The organism is Paraburkholderia azotifigens (genome assembly GCF_007995085.1).
Lineage (GTDB): Bacteria > Pseudomonadota > Gammaproteobacteria > Burkholderiales > Burkholderiaceae > Paraburkholderia > Paraburkholderia azotifigens.
The window spans coordinates 576,899-595,468 of the sequence record NZ_VOQS01000001.1 but is presented as its reverse complement, the minus strand read 5'-3'; the positions used below and the strand labels follow the sequence as shown (position 1 = coordinate 595,468).

The 18,570-nt window shown below is 63.1% G+C and carries 14 protein-coding genes; 8 read left to right on the top strand and 6 right to left on the bottom strand.

Going from position 1 to position 18,570, the window contains the following annotated elements; genetic code table 11:
- Window positions 1–21: 21 nt before the first annotated feature.
- On the bottom strand, window positions 22–279 hold the full coding sequence (gene moaD, locus FRZ40_RS02655) for a molybdopterin converting factor subunit 1 (protein WP_147233206.1): 258 nt from the start codon (window positions 277–279) through the stop codon (window positions 22–24).
- Window positions 280–320: 41 nt separating this feature from the next.
- On the bottom strand, window positions 321–1,550 hold the full coding sequence (locus tag FRZ40_RS02650; RefSeq protein ID WP_147233204.1) for a molybdopterin molybdotransferase MoeA: 1,230 nt from the start codon (window positions 1,548–1,550) through the stop codon (window positions 321–323).
- Window positions 1,551–1,856: 306 nt separating this feature from the next.
- On the opposite strand from FRZ40_RS02650, the gene FRZ40_RS02645 reads away from it, so the two are divergent.
- The gene (locus tag FRZ40_RS02645; RefSeq protein ID WP_147233054.1) at window positions 1,857–2,810 is read left to right on the top strand and encodes an IS5 family transposase; all 954 of its coding nucleotides are present in this window, start codon (window positions 1,857–1,859) and stop codon (window positions 2,808–2,810) included.
- 816 nt (window positions 2,811–3,626) lie between these two features.
- Here the strand turns inward: FRZ40_RS02645 and thrC are convergent.
- The 4 genes from thrC to ltrA form a co-directional block, all read right to left on the bottom strand.
- Window positions 3,627–5,075 (bottom strand): threonine synthase, encoded by a 1,449-nt coding sequence (gene thrC, locus FRZ40_RS02640; RefSeq protein WP_028365128.1) that lies wholly within the window; start codon window positions 5,073–5,075, stop codon window positions 3,627–3,629.
- 30 nt (window positions 5,076–5,105) lie between these two features.
- On the bottom strand, window positions 5,106–6,437 hold the full coding sequence (locus FRZ40_RS02635; protein ID WP_028365129.1) for a homoserine dehydrogenase: 1,332 nt from the start codon (window positions 6,435–6,437) through the stop codon (window positions 5,106–5,108).
- A 58-nt stretch (window positions 6,438–6,495) separates the two neighbouring features.
- Complete coding sequence (locus FRZ40_RS02630) at window positions 6,496–7,743, bottom strand: pyridoxal phosphate-dependent aminotransferase (protein ID WP_147233203.1); 1,248 nt, start codon at window positions 7,741–7,743, stop codon at window positions 6,496–6,498.
- A gap of 374 nt (window positions 7,744–8,117) precedes the next feature.
- Window positions 8,118–9,818 (bottom strand): group II intron reverse transcriptase/maturase, encoded by a 1,701-nt coding sequence (gene ltrA, locus FRZ40_RS02625; protein WP_147233201.1) that lies wholly within the window; start codon window positions 9,816–9,818, stop codon window positions 8,118–8,120.
- Window positions 9,819–11,083: 1,265 nt separating this feature from the next.
- Here ltrA and FRZ40_RS02615 point away from each other — a divergent pair.
- The 7 genes from FRZ40_RS02615 to FRZ40_RS02585 all read left to right on the top strand — a co-directional run bounded on the left by FRZ40_RS02615 (window position 11,084) and on the right by FRZ40_RS02585 (window position 18,562).
- On the top strand, window positions 11,084–11,458 hold the full coding sequence (locus FRZ40_RS02615; RefSeq protein ID WP_028365131.1) for an Mth938-like domain-containing protein: 375 nt from the start codon (window positions 11,084–11,086) through the stop codon (window positions 11,456–11,458).
- A 434-nt stretch (window positions 11,459–11,892) separates the two neighbouring features.
- A complete protein-coding gene (locus FRZ40_RS02610) occupies window positions 11,893–13,707 on the top strand; it encodes a glycosyltransferase family 39 protein (protein ID WP_147233197.1) in 1,815 nt (604 codons plus the stop codon).
- A 32-nt stretch (window positions 13,708–13,739) separates the two neighbouring features.
- Window positions 13,740–14,111 carry an SMR family transporter gene (locus FRZ40_RS02605; protein WP_028365133.1) on the top strand — a complete coding sequence of 124 codons (372 nt, stop codon included), beginning with the start codon at window positions 13,740–13,742 and terminating at the stop codon, window positions 14,109–14,111.
- A 257-nt stretch (window positions 14,112–14,368) separates the two neighbouring features.
- On the top strand, window positions 14,369–15,520 hold the full coding sequence (locus FRZ40_RS02600; RefSeq protein WP_147233195.1) for a DegT/DnrJ/EryC1/StrS family aminotransferase: 1,152 nt from the start codon (window positions 14,369–14,371) through the stop codon (window positions 15,518–15,520).
- Window positions 15,521–15,537: 17 nt separating this feature from the next.
- A complete protein-coding gene (locus tag FRZ40_RS02595; protein WP_028365135.1) occupies window positions 15,538–16,587 on the top strand; it encodes a glycosyltransferase in 1,050 nt (349 codons plus the stop codon).
- Window positions 16,584–17,519 (top strand): formyltransferase, encoded by a 936-nt coding sequence (locus FRZ40_RS02590; protein WP_147233193.1) that lies wholly within the window; start codon window positions 16,584–16,586, stop codon window positions 17,517–17,519. Before FRZ40_RS02595 ends, FRZ40_RS02590 begins: the two co-directional genes overlap by 4 nt.
- Entirely contained in the window at window positions 17,516–18,562 is a 1,047-nt protein-coding gene (locus FRZ40_RS02585; RefSeq protein ID WP_028365137.1) for a bifunctional UDP-4-keto-pentose/UDP-xylose synthase, read from the top strand. Before FRZ40_RS02590 ends, FRZ40_RS02585 begins: the two co-directional genes overlap by 4 nt.
- Window positions 18,563–18,570 lie beyond the last annotated feature (8 nt).

The following is an 18,570-nucleotide window of genomic DNA, read 5'->3' as shown; positions in this document are numbered from 1 at the left end:
CGCTCGATCCTCGTAGCCGGGTCAGCCGCCCGTGACGGGCGGAAAGAACGCGACTTCGCAGCCGTCTGTGATGCGCGTGCCTGCATCCGTCATCACGTGATTGCAGGCCATGCGCAGCGCGCGGCCTTCCTCGAGCGCCTCCGCCCACACGCCGCCGCGCACGCGCAGCCACGCACGCACGTCGCCCACGGTGGCGATGCCTTCGGGCAGTTCCACGGCTTCATCGGAGCGGCCGAGCGCTTCACGCACGCTCGCAAAATATTTCAGCTGGATCTTCATCGTCGGTAGCGGCTCGGTTGGAGCCGCGCTCAGTTCATCAATCAGTTCAGCAATTCGGAAAACGGAATGAAGCGCACGGTTTCGCCGGCGCTGATGGTGTGATTCGGCGGATTGTCGATCAATCCGTCGCCCCAGACGGTCGACGTCAGCACGGCCGAACTCTGGTTCGGGAACAGATCTAGGCCACCCGCGGCGTTGACGCGCGCGCGCAGAAATTCGTTACGGCGGTCGCCCTTGTGCTGCGTGAAATCGGCGCGCAGCGACAGCGCGCGCGGGGTCACGGTGCGCACGCCCGCGAGGCGCAGCAGGAAGGGTCGCACGAACAGCAGGAACGTGACGAACGTGGAAACGGGATTGCCCGGCAGGCCGATGAAGAAGGTTTCGTTGGCCGTGTCAGCTTCGTTTTGCCTGGCCGCGCGATGAATCGCGCCGAATGCGAGCGGTTTGCCCGGTTTCATGGCGATTTGCCACATCGACAGCCGCCCTTCCGCTTCGACCGCGGGTTTCACATGATCTTCCTCGCCGACGGACACGCCGCCGCACGTCAGGATCAGATCGTGCATCTGGGCGGCTTCGCGCAGCGTGTGGCGGGTCGCGTCTAGCTTGTCGGGCACGATGCCGTAGTCGGTCACTTCGCAGCCGAGCTTGTGCAGCAGTCCCGTCAGCGTGAAGCGGTTCGAGTTATAGATGGCACCGGGCTTGAGCGGTTCGCCGGGCATCGTCAATTCGTCGCCCGTGAAAAATACGGCAACCTTCACGCGCCGCACGACTTCGAGATTCGCACAGCCGACGGACGCCGCCAGCCCGAGCGCCTGCGGTGATAGCCGCGTGCCGGCGGGCAGGATCGTCGCGCCCTTGCGGATGTCCGCGCCTTGCTGCGTGATCCACTCGCCCGCTTTCGGCGTATGCAGGATCGTCACTTCGTCGCCCGCGGCTTCCGTCTGTTCCTGCATCACGATGGCATCGGCACCGGGCGGCACCGTCGCGCCGGTGAAGATGCGCGCGGCCGTGCCCTCGGCGAGCGCTTGCGGCGCGTGCCCCGCCGGAATCCGCTGCGAGATGGGCAGACGCCGTTCGCCCTGCGACAGTTCGGCAACGCGCACCGCGTAACCGTCCATCGAACTCGTATGCATGGGCGGGACATCGAGTGGCGAGACAACGTCGGCGGCCAGAACGCGGTTGGTCGCGTCGAGAGTCGGCAGCGTTTCGGTGCCGTCGATCTGCACGGCGGCGCCGAGCAGCGTCGCGAGCGCGTCGGCTGTCGAGAGCATGGGGGCGCGGGGCGCTGCTGTTTGTCCGGCTTGTCCGGTTTGTCCGGGCGGCGCCGGAGGCGTGGGGGTGGACATCGGTCGATTTTTGGAGCGATTCGGAAAGAATCATTGTAGCGGGAGGGGCGCTCTTGCGTTGTATTCGCTGGCATCCGCGAATTCGTATCTGTGCTTCATGCGTCGCCCCTGTGCGGGGCGGCACTTACTTTCTTTGCCGCCGCAAAGAAAGTAAGGGAATCTCTGCAAAAGTCCTGGCATTGACGTGAGCTTGGACTATCCTGGGATCAGGAGAATTCATGGAGTGGCGTGATGACACAACTTGGTCTTGGTCTGGATCTGTCAACGAAGCGCACCCGCAAGCGCGAGTTTCTCGATGAGATGACGCGCGTGGTGCCGTGGCAGAAGCTGATTGCGCTCATCGAACCGCACTATCCGAAAGGCAAGACCGGCCGCCCACCGTTCCCAGTCGCAACGATGTTGCGCATTCACTTCCTGCAGCAATGGTTCAGCCTCTCGGACCCGGCGATGGAGGAGGCGCTGCACGACATACCGCTGTACCGGGAGTTCGCGCTGCTGGGCACGGGTATGACGCGGCTGCCTGACGAGAGCACGATCCTGCGATTCCGGCACCTGCTTGAGGCCCATGAGCTGTCGGCCAGAATGCTGGCGACGGTCAACGAGATCCTGCAGGCGAAGGGCCTGATGCTCAAGGTGGGCTCGGCGGTCGACGCAACGCTGATTTCGGCACCCAGTTCGACGAAGAAGGCCGGCACGCGAGACCCCGAGATGAGCCAGACGCAAAAGGGCGGTAGCTGGTACTTCGGTATGAAGGCGCACATCGGAGTCGATGTGGAGTCGGGGCTGGTGCATACCGTGAAGTGCACGCCGGCGAATGTTCACGACGTCACGGTGGCGCATGAACTGTTGCACGGCGACGAGCAGGTTGCGTTTGCCGATGCGGGCTACGTGGGCATCGAGAAGCGAGGCGAAACGGGTGCCGTCCAGTGGCACGTGGCGATGAGGCCGAGCAAGCGAAGAAAGCTGGACAAAAGCAAGCGGCTCGACAGAATCTACGAGAAAGTCGAGCGGCTCAAGGCGGGCGTGCGGGCGAAGGTTGAGCACCCGTTTCGGGTGCTCAAATGTCAGTTCGGCTATCTGAAGGCGCGGTATCGGGGACTGGCGAAAAACACGGCGCAGATCGAAACGCAGTTCGCGCTGATCAATCTCTGGTTGGCTCGCGGGGTGCTCGGTAAAGCGAAATGAAGGGTGAAGACGCCCCCCAAAGGCGCAGCGTCCATGCGCAAGATGCGACCGGCATCGGTTCAACACAGCGTGAATGAGGACGCGAATTCCACTGCGCGCGTGCCAGTTAAAGATCCCAGGCAGAAAACGGGTTGTTCAGACCTTCCTTAAGCAAAGAAAGCGGGCCAACACCGCCAGTTCTAGTCGTTGCCTGCGGGCCCCCCACGGGTCCCGCACTCCAGACGGCATCGCACTGTCTTACGCCCGTTGCCAGCGTACTAACTCACGCCTCACCCACATCACAATCCCGCGTCACGAATTGCGTTACCGGAAGGCCACGGCCGCCCAGGTGGCAAACGGTGTGTAGGCTATCGCGACGGAAGTGCACCACTCCGGACTGAAAAGCACGATCGGTGTCGTAGGAGCGCCGACGCATACGGTGCGACAAGCTACACACCGTTTGCCACCTGGGCTGCACAAACCGTTCGCTGCCGCTGGCTGCGCTACGGGTGACTGGAGAGGGTGATGCGCCTGTCAAAGGCGCTGGCAACGAGCGTGGATTGGCGCGTTGCCGCGTGGAGTGCGGGACCCGTGGGGGGCCCGCAGGCAACGACTAGAACTGGCGAGGTGAGCAGCTTTCTTTTGCCTACTTTTCTTTGCCGCTGCAAAGAAAAGTAGGTGCCGCCCCGCACAGGGGCAACGCGTGAAGCACAGATACGACATCGCGGATGCGAACCACGAAACCGCGGATGCCAGCGCAGCAAAAAACCTCAAAAAACACGCGCACCGCCAGGCATCAAAAAGCCGCCCCCGGCGGTACGCCAAAAAAAACCAACCTCAACGAGTATGCGCAGCGACAAACTCCTTAACCCGCTGCGCATCATTGGGCAGCACCTCAAACCGTTGAGGCAAACTCTCGAGTCCGCTAAACGCTGCCGGACGCTCCGGCTCGCGCTCCAGCGCTTCGCGAATCGTCTCGCCGAACTTGATTGGCTGAGCAGTCTCCAGCACCACCATCGGCACGCCCGCCTGCAGATGCTCGCGCGCGACCTTCACGCCATCGGCAGTATGCGTATCGATCATCGTGTCGTAACGCTGGAACACGTCGCGAATCGTATCGACGCGATCGTCGTGATCGCTGCGCCCCGACACGAAGCCGAATTCCGTCACGCGCGCGAAATCGCCGCTCGCCTGCAAGTCGAAGCCGCCCTTCTCCTCGACGTCGCGGAACAGCTGCAGCACACGCTGCGGATCGCGGCCGAGCAGATCGAACACGAAACGCTCGAAGTTCGACGCCTTCGAAATGTCCATGCTCGGACTGCTCGTGTGATACGTCTCCGCCGACTTGCGTACACGGTAAATGCCCGTGCGGAAGAACTCGTCGAGCACGTCGTTTTCGTTCGTTGCAACGACCAGCTTCTCGATCGGCAAGCCCATCATGCGCGCGATGTGTCCCGCGCACACGTTGCCGAAGTTGCCCGACGGCACCGTGAACGACACGCGCTCGTCGTTGCTCTTCGTCGCCGCGAAATAGCCCTTGAAGTAGTACACGACCTGCGCGACCACGCGCGCCCAGTTGATCGAGTTGACCGTGCCGATCTTCTGCTGCGCCTTGAACGCGTGATCGTTGGACACCGCCTTGACGATGTCCTGGCAATCGTCAAACACGCCTTCGACAGCGATATTGAAGATGTTCGGATCCTGAAGGCTGTACATCTGCGCCGTCTGGAACGCGCTCATCTTCTTGTGCGGCGACAGCATGAACACGCGAATGCCCTTTTTGCCGCGCATCGCGTATTCGGCGGCGCTGCCCGTGTCGCCCGATGTCGCGCCGAGAATGTTCAGCGTTTCGCCGTGCTTCGCGAGCGTGTACTCGAACAGGTTCCCGAGCAGCTGCATCGCCATGTCCTTGAACGCGAGCGTCGGACCGTTCGACAGTTCGAGCAGCGACAGCGGCGCGCCGTTCTCGACGCCGAGCGTCTTCAGCGGCGTGATCTGCGCGGCGTTCTCTTCGTCGCGCACGTTGCAATACGTTTGCGCCGTGTACGTGCGGCGCGTCAGTTCGCGCAGGTCGTCGGCGGGAATGTCGTCGCTGAACTTGCGCAGGATCTCGAACGCGAGATCCGCGTACGGCAGCGTGCGCCAGCGCGCGAGTTCATCCGCCGTGACCTTCGGATATTCGTTCGGCAGGTACAGGCCGCCATCCTTCGCGAGACCGCCGAGCAGGATGTCGGAAAACGTGTGGCGCTCGCCGATGCCGGCACCGCGCGTGGAAATGTAGTTCATGAGCTTGCCTCTTTACGTGTGTGCGGTGCGTCAGTCCAGCGCTTCCATGCGCAGCTTCGTCACTTTCGACACGACCGTCTTCAGCGCCTCGATGTTCGCGATCGCCGCGTTGACGTTCTTTTCGACCGTCTCGTGCGTGATCAGGATGATGTCCGTCTCGCCCTTCTTCGACGCGTCGACATGCTCCGATTCCTTCTGCAGCAGCGCGTCGATCGAGATGCCCGTATCGGCCAGGATACGCGTGATGTCGGCCAGCACACCCGTCACGTCGGCGACGCGCAGACGCAGGTAATAGCCGCTCGTCACTTCGTCGATGGGGAGGATCGGCGTGTTCGACAGTCGGTCCGGCTGGAACGCCAGATGCGGCACGCGATGCTCGGGATCGGCCGTATGCAGGCGCGTTACGTCGACGAGATCGGCGACCACGGCGGACGCCGTCGGCTCCGCGCCCGCGCCCTTGCCGTAGTACAGCGTCGTGCCGACGGCGTCGCCATGCACGACCACGGCATTCATCGCGCCTTCCACGTTGGCGAGCAGACGCTTGGCCGGGATCAGCGTGGGATGCACGCGCAGTTCGATGCCCTTGTCCGTGCGACGCGTGATGCCGAGCAGCTTGATGCGATAGCCGAGTTCTTCCGCGTACTTGATATCGATCGCGGCGAGCTTGCTGATGCCTTCGACGTACGCCTTGTCGAACTGCACGGGCACGCCGAACGCGATCGCGCTCATGATCGTGGCCTTGTGCGCCGCGTCGACGCCTTCGATGTCGAAGGTCGGGTCCGCTTCCGCATAGCCGAGTTCCTGCGCGGCCTTCAGGGCCGTCGCGAAGTCGAGGCCGCGGTCGCGCATCTCCGACAGGATGTAGTTCGTCGTGCCGTTGATGATGCCCGCGATGTACTGGATGCGGTTGGCCGTCAGACCTTCGCGCAACGCCTTGATGATCGGGATGCCGCCGGCGACGGCCGCCTCGAACGCGACCATCACGCCTTTTGCGCGCGCGGCCTCGAAAATTTCCGTGCCGTGCACGGCGAGCAGCGCCTTGTTGGCCGTCACGACATGCTTGCCGTTGCTGATCGCGCGCAGCACGAGCTCGCGCGCAATGCCCGTGCCGCCGATCATCTCGGCGACGATGTCGATCGACGGATCGTCGACGACCGAACCGAAGTCATCGGTGATCGCCACTGTGCCCGCTTCGTTGCCGAGCGCGGCCGTCGCCTTGGCGGGATTGCGCACGGCAATGCGCGCAATCTCGATGCCGCGGCCCGCGCGTCGGTTGATTTCTTCCTGGTTGCGGCGCAGTACCGTGAAGGTGCCGCTGCCTACCGTGCCGAAGCCCAGCAGTCCAACTTTGATCGGTTCCATGCAGCGTGTATGTCGAGTGAGTGATTGGTAAATCGGTTCGGGCGCGGATGCTCTGCGCTCAGGCCGCGTGGCGTTTGCGATAGCCGTCGAGGAAGCGCGCGATCCGGTTGATCGAGTCGGCGAGATCGTCGATGTTCGGCAGGAACACGACGCGGAAATGATCCGGCGTCTTCCAGTTGAAGCCGCTGCCCTGCACGAGCAGCACGCGCTCTTCCAGCAGCAGATCGAGGATGAACTGCTGGTCGTTTTCGATCGGGTACATCTTCGGATCGAGGCGCGGGAACATGTACAGCGCCGCCTCGGGCTTCACGCAGGTCACGCCCGGAATCGCCGTCAGCATGTCGTACGCGAGCTCGCGCTGCTTGTAGAGGCGGCCGCCCGGCGCGATCAGTTCGTTAATGCTCTGATAGCCGCCGAGCGCCGTCTGGATCGCGTACTGGCCCGGCACGTTCGGGCACAGGCGCATCGACGCCAGAATGCCGAGCCCTTCGAAGTAGTCTTTCGCCCGGCGGCGGTTCTCGCCCGTCAGGCCGGAGACCCACATCCAGCCCGCGCGATAGCCGCACGAGCGGTAGCTCTTCGACAGGCTGTTGAACGTGACGGTGAGCACGTCTTCGGACAGCGCGGCCATCGACGTGTGGGTCTTGCCGTCGTAGACGATCTTGTCGTAGACCTCGTCCGCGAAGATGACGAGGCCGTGCTGGCGCGCGATCTCGATCAGGCCGAGCAGCAGTTCGTCCGAGTACAGCGCGCCCGTCGGGTTGTTCGGGTTGATGACGACGAGCGCCTTCGTGTTCGGCGTGATTTTCGCGCGGATGTCGTCGAGGTCGGGCATCCACGCGTTCGATTCGTCGCAGACGTAATGGATGGGCGTGCCGCCCGACAGGCTCACGCCCGCCGTCCACAGCGGATAGTCGGGTGCGGGCAGCAGCACTTCGTCGCCGTCGTTCAGGAGCGCCTGCAACGCCATCACGATCAGCTCGGACGCGCCGTTGCCGATGTAGATGTCGTCCAGCTCGACGCCCACGACCTTCTTCTGCTGCGCGTAATGCATGATCGCCTTGCGCGCGGCGAACACGCCCTTCGAATCCGAATAGCCGGACGACTCCGGCAGGTTGCGGATCATGTCCTGGATGATTTCGTCCGGCGCGTCGAAACCGAACGGCGCCAGATTGCCGATGTTCAGCTTGATGATGCGATGGCCTTCCTCTTCGAGGCGCTTCGCGTGTTCGAGAACGGGCCCGCGAATGTCGTAGCAGACATTCAACAGCTTGTTGGATTTGAGTATCGGTTTCACGACGGGCACTTCATCCTGGATAAATGAGCGGAACCACAGAGCTCTCGCCCCACGCAGCGGGCAAGCCATGAGAACGGGAACTGCGACAGCCGCGCGGCGCGGGCAGGCGCAGTGCATGGTGCGGGACGTCGGCGGCGCGCGGCCGTCAAGGGGCCGGGCAGACGTTCGGGTGGCGCCTCTGCCGACGCGCTCCGGGCACCCCACTGGCAATGGCAGGCGCAGTCGCCAGCCGGGCGGGCGCGGCTTGTGGCAGCGCGCGAACCTCGCGGGGAGCCGCCGGGCGGCTGTAGGGTAGCTCCCTTTCCTCTCGGAAAAGGAGCCCCCTTGGAACTGTACGTGCGGCTTTCACCGCATACAGCTCGAGCCTACAAACAATGCCCCGTCTACGACGGAACCGGCTTCGTTACTACAAGTTTACCAGCGTGCACCTGCTGGTGGCAGTGCGGGTGAAGCAATACCCGGTTGGACAACGCGTCCGACCCGCCATGCATCCGATACTCCAGATGATGGTCGTGCCAGCCGGTGTCATCCGTCAGTGCACAGCCACAGTGCGCACACAACCCGCTCTGTGACATGTACAGCGTCGCCCATTGCTTCCGGTAACGCACGGATTCCCACATGCGTTCCTGACGCAACTGCTCGCCATACTGCTCCCACGTCGGATCAAAGGGATGGTAGTCCCCTTTCACCTTCTTGTGCCGTTTGATAACCGTACCGTTGATCTGGTATAGCTCAAACAGTCCCTTGCTGCCGTCTTTCCAAACCACGGGAGCAGCGAACACCCACTGCCGCTCGCCAACTGAGTGGAAGTACTTCTGTCCCACCCAACGGGCGTTCTTCTGCGGATGCCGCCTCTTAGACCACCACCAGAGTCTCCGGAAGACCAGATACTCCATGCGGTTGTACGCCTGCTTCGCCACGACGGGGCTGTGGTACTGCGCCCATCCCCGTAACACGGGGTTCAGCAATCGGATCAGATCCTCCTGCCTTACCGCCTTGTTGCCGCTGATCGTTTCCGACACCTTGCGATAGAACGTTTGCACGTTCTTCTTGCTCGGCTTGATGAGCAGCTTCCCCGAATACTTCCGGAAATTCCACCCAAGGAAATCGAAACCTTCGTCAATGTGGGTGATCCGCGTTTTCTCCTCCGACAGTTGCAGCCCCCGAACAGAGAGGAATGCTTCCACCCAAGGTCTGACTTCGGTCTCCAGCATCTCTCGCGAGTCGCCAGTGATAACGAAGTCATCCGCATACCGCACCACATTCACTTTCAGCTTCTTGGCTTTTGCGATCCCGAACTTCGCACCGAGGTGCGAAACCAGTTCTCGTTCCAGCCCGTTCAGCGTCACGTTGGCCAGCGTCGGGGAGATAATCCCTCCCTGCGGCGTACCGGCCTCAGTCGCCTGTAACTGCCCCTTGTAAATCAGGCCAGCCTTCAACCACTTCCGGATGATCTCCTTGTCCATCGGAACATTGGCGATCAGCCAGTCGTGATTGATCCAGTCGAAGCAGCCTTTGATATCCGCTTCCAGCACCCAGCGGGCAGAGCCCTTCTGGGACATGGCGACGAATATTTGCGACATGGCATCGGCAGTCGAGCGGTTAATCCTGAACCCATAGGAGTTCGGGTCGCTCGTCGATTCCGACACCGGCTCCAGTGCCAGCAGATACAGGGCTTGCATCGCCCTGTCCCGCATGGTCGGAATGCCCAAAGGGCGCTCCTTCCCATTGGCCTTGGGGATAAAGACTCTCCGTAATGGCAGAGGCTTGTATCCACGCCGCTTTAACCTGCCGACGGCTTCCCATCGGCTCTCAGGCGAATCCCACAGTTCGCGATCGACTCCCGCCGTTCGCGCACCCTGGTTCTGCGTAACACGTCGTACCGCATACAACTTTGCGGACAACGTGCGGGTCAGCATCCGTTGCAAAGCTTTCACCCTGCGCCAGTCACCTTCCCGCGTCGCCTTCGCAATTCGAATCTGCATCCCTCTCACGTTCCGTTCGACTCGACGCCAATCTACGGCGTACCAGTTGTCAGGCACGTGGGAAAGCGCAGATCCATCCTTTCGGACAGATACTTTCATGCTGCTCTCCTACCTTGGGTTGATCATTCCCATAGCAGAAGGCGCATCTTCCCCAGCGGGGTAGATACACCCCGCTGGGGAACAACAGTTGAACAAATATGGGCGCATGCGCCCATAAGTCATCCATGTACTACGCACGGACGGAAACGCCCGTGTCTCACCAAGTCTTAAGGTCTGCCAGCCATCTTGCGACGGTAGACCAGACGGAAGTCTGCCCGCTTATCGCGTAGGGTAATGTCTCAACCCCTATCCGGACCATTACAGCCCGGCATTCGCTTTCTCCGTCCTCCCATACCCGCACCGCCAACAGCGTTCCTTGCGGTCCGCCTGCCAGCCATACCGCGCTGGCAGCGATACGGGCTTACCGCGTTCCCGGTATGTCACACGACTGACGTAGGTTCTGCCTATTCCCCGGCGGTTCAACGACGACGCAATCCGACCTTCTAGCGGATTGACCGACCGCTCACCTTTTGGTTAGTGCCTATCAGCAGCTTTGGCACTGCATTATTAACGAGGTTTATCAGCAGTTCACATACGTTAACCCTATCAGCCAGCCTAGCTCCTTGACCCCATTGCTGCTAGGAGTCTCCGGATGACCGCCTCACAGCGCTCATCCGCCCGAAACCTCCGGGGGCTACATTGTCAGAGAAGCTTCACACCCCACCGTTGCCAGTGACGCATGTCCTCCTAGGCTACTGCTGGTCGTACAGCAGGTTCCCTATCCCGCAATAAACCGCGGGATGGAACAATGACACACCGAGCTTGCGCTCGACACACCTCAAATCACATACCCCAATCCGCTTTGTTAGCGGAGTTGAAGCCGCTAACTGGGCGGAACCTGACGGTAATCAGGTCAATGCAATTACGCACACAGGTCCAAAGACCCGCGAGCGTGTACGGCAGCGATTCCAAACCTGACAGCGCTCGGTTTCGCTTGCTACACAAGGGGTGGCCACAAGGTGCCACCAATGGGACGGCTCTCGCCGTCCAGTCGATGCGACTCGCGTCGCACAAAAAGTTATAATTTAGCGGATTTTGGCCGACTTCCGCAATGCACCACGCAAGGCCGCGCAAGGCTCGGGCACGTTTTACGTCTATCCCGGGCACGCGGCGGCTGGCGTCCGGCCTATGCGGATGCAGCGCGCTGCGACTGTCGTGCGCACGGGCAAGAAGGACTCCCGAACCTCCGTGCAGCATTGAACCCGGGCCTGCGCAGGCCGGTCGAAACGCGACTGCATGTCTTACGACGACCACGGAAAACCAGTTTGAAATTACACCAGGATTCGAGCGGCGCCCTGAACACCGTCACGGGCTACGGCGCCGGCTACATCGAGATCAATCTCGAACGTCACTCGGGCAGCATCATCGTGCTGCCGGAAGGCCCCGTCATCAGTTGGCCCGTGTCGTCGTTCGAGGCCCTTTCGCCCGAGCACTTCGCGCTTCTGATCGAGCCCGCGCCGGAAGTCGTCATCTTCGGCAGCGGCGAGCGTCTGCGCTTCCCGCATCCGCGCCTCACGGCCGCGCTCGCCGCGCACCGGATCGGCGTCGAGACGATGGACTTCAAGGCCGCCTGCCGCACCTACAACATTCTGATGGCGGAAGGCCGCAAGGTCGCGGCCGCGCTGCTGATCGAGGGCTAGACGCCGCGCTTGCGCCCCGTGGTGGCGCGCCCTGAAAGGCGCCGCAACGCGTTTTTGGCTTGGCTGTCTTGCGAATCAAGTACACTGCGCGCCTGCGTGGCTTCGCGCCCTTCGCGTGCGCTCCGCGCCGATCGGCGAGCGCCCGCTAGCGGGTGCATCGGCCAGTCCGGATGACGGTCGCCATCAGATGTGGCCCCAAAGGGGTGGACTCCATAAGGTTGCGCTAAGGCTCGCGCAGGGACAATCCGCGCCGGCGGGCAGCGCCGCATCCGACGCGGCGCAGGCGCATCGTGCGCGACCCGCTTGCGCGCCGGCGGCACGCCCGGCCGGGATTCGCACGGAGCGCCCACCCGGCGCACCGCCGCAGCGGACACCTGTCCGAACGGTATAAGAAAGTAGCCGCGACAGCGGCGCCGACAAAGGTTAAAACACACATGAACGACAAGCCGTCCGGGCTGACGCTCAATCGCACGACTGTCCTGCTGCTCGTGCTCACCCTCGCCGTGATCTGGTTCGTGCCGCTCGGGTGGCGGCATCTGCTGCCGAGCGACGAAGGCCGCTACGCGGAGATGGCGCGCGAGATGTTCCTGACGGGCGACTGGATCACGCCGCGCTACAACGGCTACAAATACTTCGAGAAGCCGCCGCTGCAAACGTGGGCGAACGCGCTGTCGTTCGCATGGTTCGGCATCGGCGAATGGCAGGCGCGCCTCTACACGGCGCTGACGGGCTTCGCGGGCGTGCTGCTGATCGGCTACACCGGCGCGCGCGCGTTCAACGTCGCGACGGGCCTGTTCGCCGCCATCGTGCTGGCGAGCGCGCCATACTGGTATCTGATGGGCCACTTCAACACGCTCGACATGGGCCTGTCGTTCTGGATGGAAGTGACGCTGTGCGGACTGCTGCTCGCGCAGCGCCCCGGTCTGGCCACGCGCGAGCAGCGGCTGTGGATGTGGCTCGTCTGGGCATCGATGGCGCTCGCGGTGCTGTCGAAAGGGCTCGTCGGCCTGATCCTGCCGGGTGCCGTGCTGGTGCTGTACACGATCGTGGCGCGCGACTGGGCGCTGTGGAAGCGCCTGTATCTCGTGAGCGGGCTGATCGTGTTCTTCGCGATCGTCACGCCGTGGTTCGTGCTCGTGCAGGACCGCAATCCGGAGTTCTTCAACTTCTTCTTCATCGTCCAGCAGTTCAGGCGCTATCTGACGCCCGAACAGAACCGCCCCGGCGCGTGGTACTACTTCGTTCCCGTGATGCTGGTGGGCTTTCTGCCGTGGCTGTCGGTGACGGTCCAAAGCGCCCGGCATGCCCTGCGCATGCCGCGCCAGGCGAACGGCTTTGCGCCGATCACGCTGCTGTTCGTGTGGACGGCGTTCATCTTCCTGTTCTTCAGCGCATCTCACTCGAAACTGCTGTCCTACACGCTGCCGATCGCACCCGCGATCGCACTCGTGATCGGCATGTATCTGCCCCTCGTCACGCGCGAACGGTTCCACCGCCACTTGACGGGCTACGCGCTGTTCCTCGTCGCGGGTGGCTTCGGCGCGGTGTTCCTGGGGCGTCTCGGCGACAGGCGCAATCCGAACGAGCTTTACCTCGAGTTCCGTACATGGGTTTTCGCGGCCCTTGCCGTCGGGTTCCTCTTCACGGTCGTCGCGATCTGGATCAACCGGCGCCGGCGTAATGCCGCGAACGGCGCATCGAATGGTCAGCTGAGCGGTTCGGCAAACGCCTCGCCCGTTTCGGCAAGCGCACCGTCGCCGATGGGCATCGTCGGCGCGGCGACGGTGTTCGGCTTCGGCTGGGTGTTGCTCGCGACAATCGCGGGAACGGGCCACGACGCGTTCGGCCGGCTGTCGTCGGGCGCGCCCCTCGCGCCCGCGATCAAGGCCGCGCTCGCGAAGTTGCCCGCCGACACGCCCTTCTACTCGGTCGGCGTGCTCGACCACACGCTGCCGTTCTACGTCGGCCATACGACGATCATGGTCGAGCACCCCGACGAACTGGCGTTCGGCGTCTCCGTCGAACCGCAGAAATGGGTGCCGACGATCCCGCAATGGGTCGAGCGCTGGAAGGCCGACCGCTACGCGCTGGCGCTGATGTCGCCCGACCGCTACCAGGCATTCAGCGAGCAGCATCTGCCGATGACCGTGGTCGCGCGCGATGCCCGTCGCGTGATCGTCGAGAAGCCGCTCCCCGCTGGTGCTGGCGCGGGCGCCAGCGCGCCCGGCGCCGCGCAGCCCCGGCCCTGACCGACCGCCCCCTTCACCCCGATATCTCTCCGATGAACCCGATTTCCCTTTTCTGCATTCTCGCGGGCGTCGCCCTCAACGCAACGGCCCAGCTGCTCCTGAAGGCCGGCACCAACGCGATCGGCCACTTCGAGTTCACGCTGTCGAACATCATTCCCATCGGCTGGCGAATCGCGACGCAGCTGCCCATCATCGGCGGGCTCGCCTGCTATGTGCTGAGCGTGGTCGTGTGGATCGTCGGGCTGTCGCGCGTGGATGTGTCGATCGCCTATCCGATGCTGTCGCTCGGCTACGTCGTGAACGCGTTCGCCGCGTGGTATCTGTTCGGCGAAGTGCTGTCGGCTCAACGCCTGATCGGCATCGGCGTGATCCTGGCCGGCGTGGTTCTCGTGGCGCGCAGCTGACCCACGGACAGCGCGCGCAAGCTGTGGCTTTAGAGCTAACGCCCCTGGCAAGCTCGCGCAGGTCTGCTAATGTCTTCTGAATTGTTTCGAGCGCTGGACATTACAACGGAACTCGCACATCATCGCCGCCGCATTGCGCCGTGGAGCACTCGCGGCAATTAACGCAGGCGCGGCGATAGAGTTTGACTAAAGCTCTAACTTCGGGCTTTGTAAGGCCAGTGTCCCGTGACCCTTTTTTATATCGAGCACAACCACCCATGACCCAGTCATCCGTTCCGTTTTTGCCGTTCGTGCGTCCCGAGATCGATGAAGAAACGATCCGCGGTGTAGTCGACGTGCTCCGCTCCGGCTGGATCACGACGGGCCCGCAAAACCAGGCGTTCGAAAAGGCGTTGTCGGAATACTGCGGCGGCCGTCCGGTGCGCACGTTCAACTCGGGCACGGCGACGCTGGAAATCGGTCTGCGCATCGCGGGCGTCGGCGCCGGCGACGAAGTCATCACGACGCCTGCGTCGTGGGTCGCGACGAGCAACGTGATTCTCGAAGTGGGCGCGACGCCCGTGTTCGTCGATATCGACCCCGTCACGCGCAACATCGACCTGGATCTGATGGAAAAGGCGATCACGCCGCGCACGAAGGCGATCATCCCCGTGTTCCTGTCGGGCCTGCCCGTCGACATGGACCGCCTGTATGCGATCGCCCGCGCGCACAAGCTGCGCGTGATCGAGGACGCCGCGCAGGCGTTCGGCGCGACGTGGAACGGCGAGCGCATCGGCAAGCTCGGCGACATCGTGTCGTTCAGCTTCCACGCGAACAAGAACCTGACGTCGATCGAAGGCGGCGCGCTGGTGCTGAACAACGAAGAGGAAGCCGTCCTCGCGCAGAAATACCGGCTGCAGGGCATCACGCGCACGGGCTTCGACGGCATGGATTGCGATCTGCTTGGCGGCAAGTACAACCTGACGGATGTCGCCGCGCGCGTCGGTCTCGGCCAGATGCAGCATATCGAGCGCTTCCGCACGCAGCGCCACAAGCTCGCGCGCGCATACTTCACGGGGTTTGAAGGCGGCGCGGCCGTCAGGCTCGGCATGGGGTTGCCGCTGGCGGACTTCGAGAACACGAACTGGCACATGTTCCTGATCACGCTGCCGCTCGCGCGCCTGTCCATCACGCGCGCCGGCTTCATGGAACAGATGAAGGAACGCGGCATCGGCACGGGCGTGCACTACCCGGCCATCCACCTGTTCTCGCTGTATCGCGCGATGGGCTACAAGGAAGGCATGTATCCGCATGCGGAGCACTACGGCGCGACCACGGTCACGCTGCCGCTCTTCACGCAGATGAACGAAGGCGATGTCGAGCGCGTGTGCCGCGCCGTCAACGAGATTTGCGAACAATACGGTCAATAAAGCGGAAATCCAGGGAAATGAATCAATCGGACCCACGCACGGTCGCTCCCGAACTGTCGGTCGTCATCCCCGTCTACAACGAGGAGGAAGGCCTCGCCGCGCTGTTCTCGCGCCTGTACCCGGCGCTCGACGCGCTCGGCACGAGCTACGAGGTGATTTTCATCAACGACGGCAGCCGCGACCGGTCGCCCGCCATGCTCGCCGACCAGTTCCGCGCCCGCCCCGACACCACGCGTGTGATCCTGCTGAACGGCAACTACGGGCAGCACATGGCGATTCTCGCGGGCTTCGAGCAGTCGCGCGGCCAGATCGTCATCACGCTCGATGCCGACCTGCAGAATCCGCCGGAAGAAATCGGCAAGCTGTGCGCGAAGATGCGCGAAGGCTTCGACTACGTCGGCACGATCCGCATGCAGCGCCGCGACAGCCTGTGGCGGCGCAAGGCGTCGCTGGCGATGAACCGGCTGCGCGAACGCATCACGCGCATCAAGATGACCGACCAGGGCTGCATGCTGCGTGCGTATAGCCGTCACGTGATCGACACGATCAACCGCTGCGGCGAAGTCAACACGTTCATCCCCGCGCTCGCCTACACGTTCGCGCAAAACCCCGTCGAAATCGAAGTCGCGCACGAAGAGCGCTTCGCGGGCGAATCCAAGTATTCGATCTACAGCCTGATCCGCCTGAACTTCGACCTGGTGACGGGCTTCTCGGTGGTGCCGCTGCAATGGCTGTCGTTCATCGGCGTGATTCTGTCGATGGGCTCGGCGGCCCTGTTCGTGCTGCTGCTGATTCGCCGCTTCATCCTCGGCGCGGAAGTGCAAGGCGTGTTCACGCTGTTCGCCATCACATTCTTCATGCTCGGCGTGATCATCTTCGCGCTAGGGCTGCTCGGCGAATACATCGGCCGCATCTATCAGCAGGTGCGCGCACGTCCGCGCTACCTGGTGCAGACCATTCTCGAACAGCGCGACGGCGAACCCGTCGCGGCACAGCCGCGGCAATCGGTCGTGCAGGGCATGCAGCCATCGCCCATCGCCCGTGACGAACGGAGACAAGGCGCATGAAGCCGCGCGCCGTCGTTTTCGCGTATCACAACGTCGGTGTGCGCTGCCTGCAGGTGCTGCTCGCGCGCGGCGTCGAGGTGTCCCTCGTCGTCACGCACGAAGACAGTCCCACGGAAAACATCTGGTTCGGCAGCGTGGCGTCCGTCGCGGCCGAACACGACATTCCCGTCGTGACGCCCGCCGATCCGAAAAGTCCCGAGTTGCGCGCGCGCATCGTCGACGCGCGCCCCGACTTCATCTTCTCGTTCTACTACCGGCACATGCTGCCCGCGGATCTGCTCGCTATCGCGCCGCGCGGCGCGTACAACATGCACGGATCGCTGCTGCCGAAATACCGTGGCCGCGTGCCTACCAACTGGGCCGTGCTGAACGGCGAAACGGAAACGGGCGCGACGCTGCATGAAATGGCCGCGAAGCCGGACGCAGGCGCGATCATTGCGCAGACGCCCGTGCCCATCCTGCCCGACGACACGGCCGCCCAGGTGTTCGACAAGGTGACGGTCGCCGCCGAGCAGACGCTCTGGCGCGTGCTGCCCGCGCTGTTGAAAGGCGAGGCGCCGCATCTGCCGAACGACCTCGCGCACGGCAGCTACTTCGGCGGACGCAAGCCGGAAGACGGACGCCTCGACTTCAGCCAGAGCGGCCAGCGGGTCTACAACCTGATCCGCGCCGTGGCGCCGCCGTATCCCGGCGCGTTCACGGAGATCGGCGGCGAGCGCTTCGTCGTGGCGCGCGCGCGTCTCGCGCAGCCCGGTGCGGCCGGCGCGGATTTGCCGCCCGGCATCCACGTAGGCGATAATGGCTTTGTTGCGACATGCGGCGACGGCCGCGTGGTCGCCATCCACGAATTGCGGCATCAGCGCGACGGCAGCGAGCGCGTCGTCACCCCCGCCGAATTCACCCAGCTCACTCAATCTTTCCGTAACGCATGAAAAAAGTCCTGATTCTGGGTGTGAACGGCTTCATCGGCCATCACCTGTCCAAGCGCATTCTCGAAACGACCGACTGGGAAGTGTTCGGCATGGACATGCAGACCGAACGCCTCGGCGACCTCGTGAACCACGAGCGCATGCATTTCTTCGAGGGTGACATCACGATCAACAAGGAGTGGGTCGAGTATCACGTGAAGAAGTGCGACGTGATCCTGCCGCTCGTCGCGATCGCCACGCCCGCCACGTACGTGAAGCAGCCGCTGCGCGTGTTCGAACTGGACTTCGAGGCAAACCTGCCCATCGTCCGTTCGGCCGTGAAGTACGGCAAGCATCTCGTCTTCCCGTCGACGTCGGAAGTCTATGGCATGTGCGCGGACGAGCAGTTCGACCCGGACGCGTCCGCCCTCACCTACGGCCCGATCAACAAGCCGCGCTGGATCTATGCGTGCTCGAAGCAGCTGATGGACCGCGTGATCTGGGGCTATGGCATGGAAGGCCTGAACTTCACGCTGTTCCGTCCGTTCAACTGGATCGGCCCGGGCCTCGACTCGATCTACACGCCGAAGGAAGGTTCGTCGCGCGTGGTCACGCAGTTCCTCGGCCATATCGTGCGCGGCGAGAACATCAGCCTCGTCGACGGCGGTGCGCAGAAGCGCGCGTTCACGGACATCGACGACGGCATCAGCGCGCTGATGAAGATCATCGAGAACAAGAACGGCATTGCGACGGGCAAGATCTACAACATCGGCAATCCGACCAACAACTTCTCAGTGCGCGAACTCGCGCACAAGATGCTGGCGCTGGCGGCCGAATACCCCGAGTACGCGGAATCGGCGAAGAAGGTGCAGCTCGTCGAGACGTCGTCGGGCGCGTACTACGGCTCGGGCTATCAGGACGTGCAGAACCGGGTGCCGAAGATCGACAACACGAAGCAGGAACTCAACTGGGCGCCGCAATCGACGTTCGACGAAGCCCTGCGCAAGATCTTCGAAGCGTACCGCGGCCATGTTGCCGAGGCACGCGCTCTCGTCGAGCAAAATTAAAGGCTGCC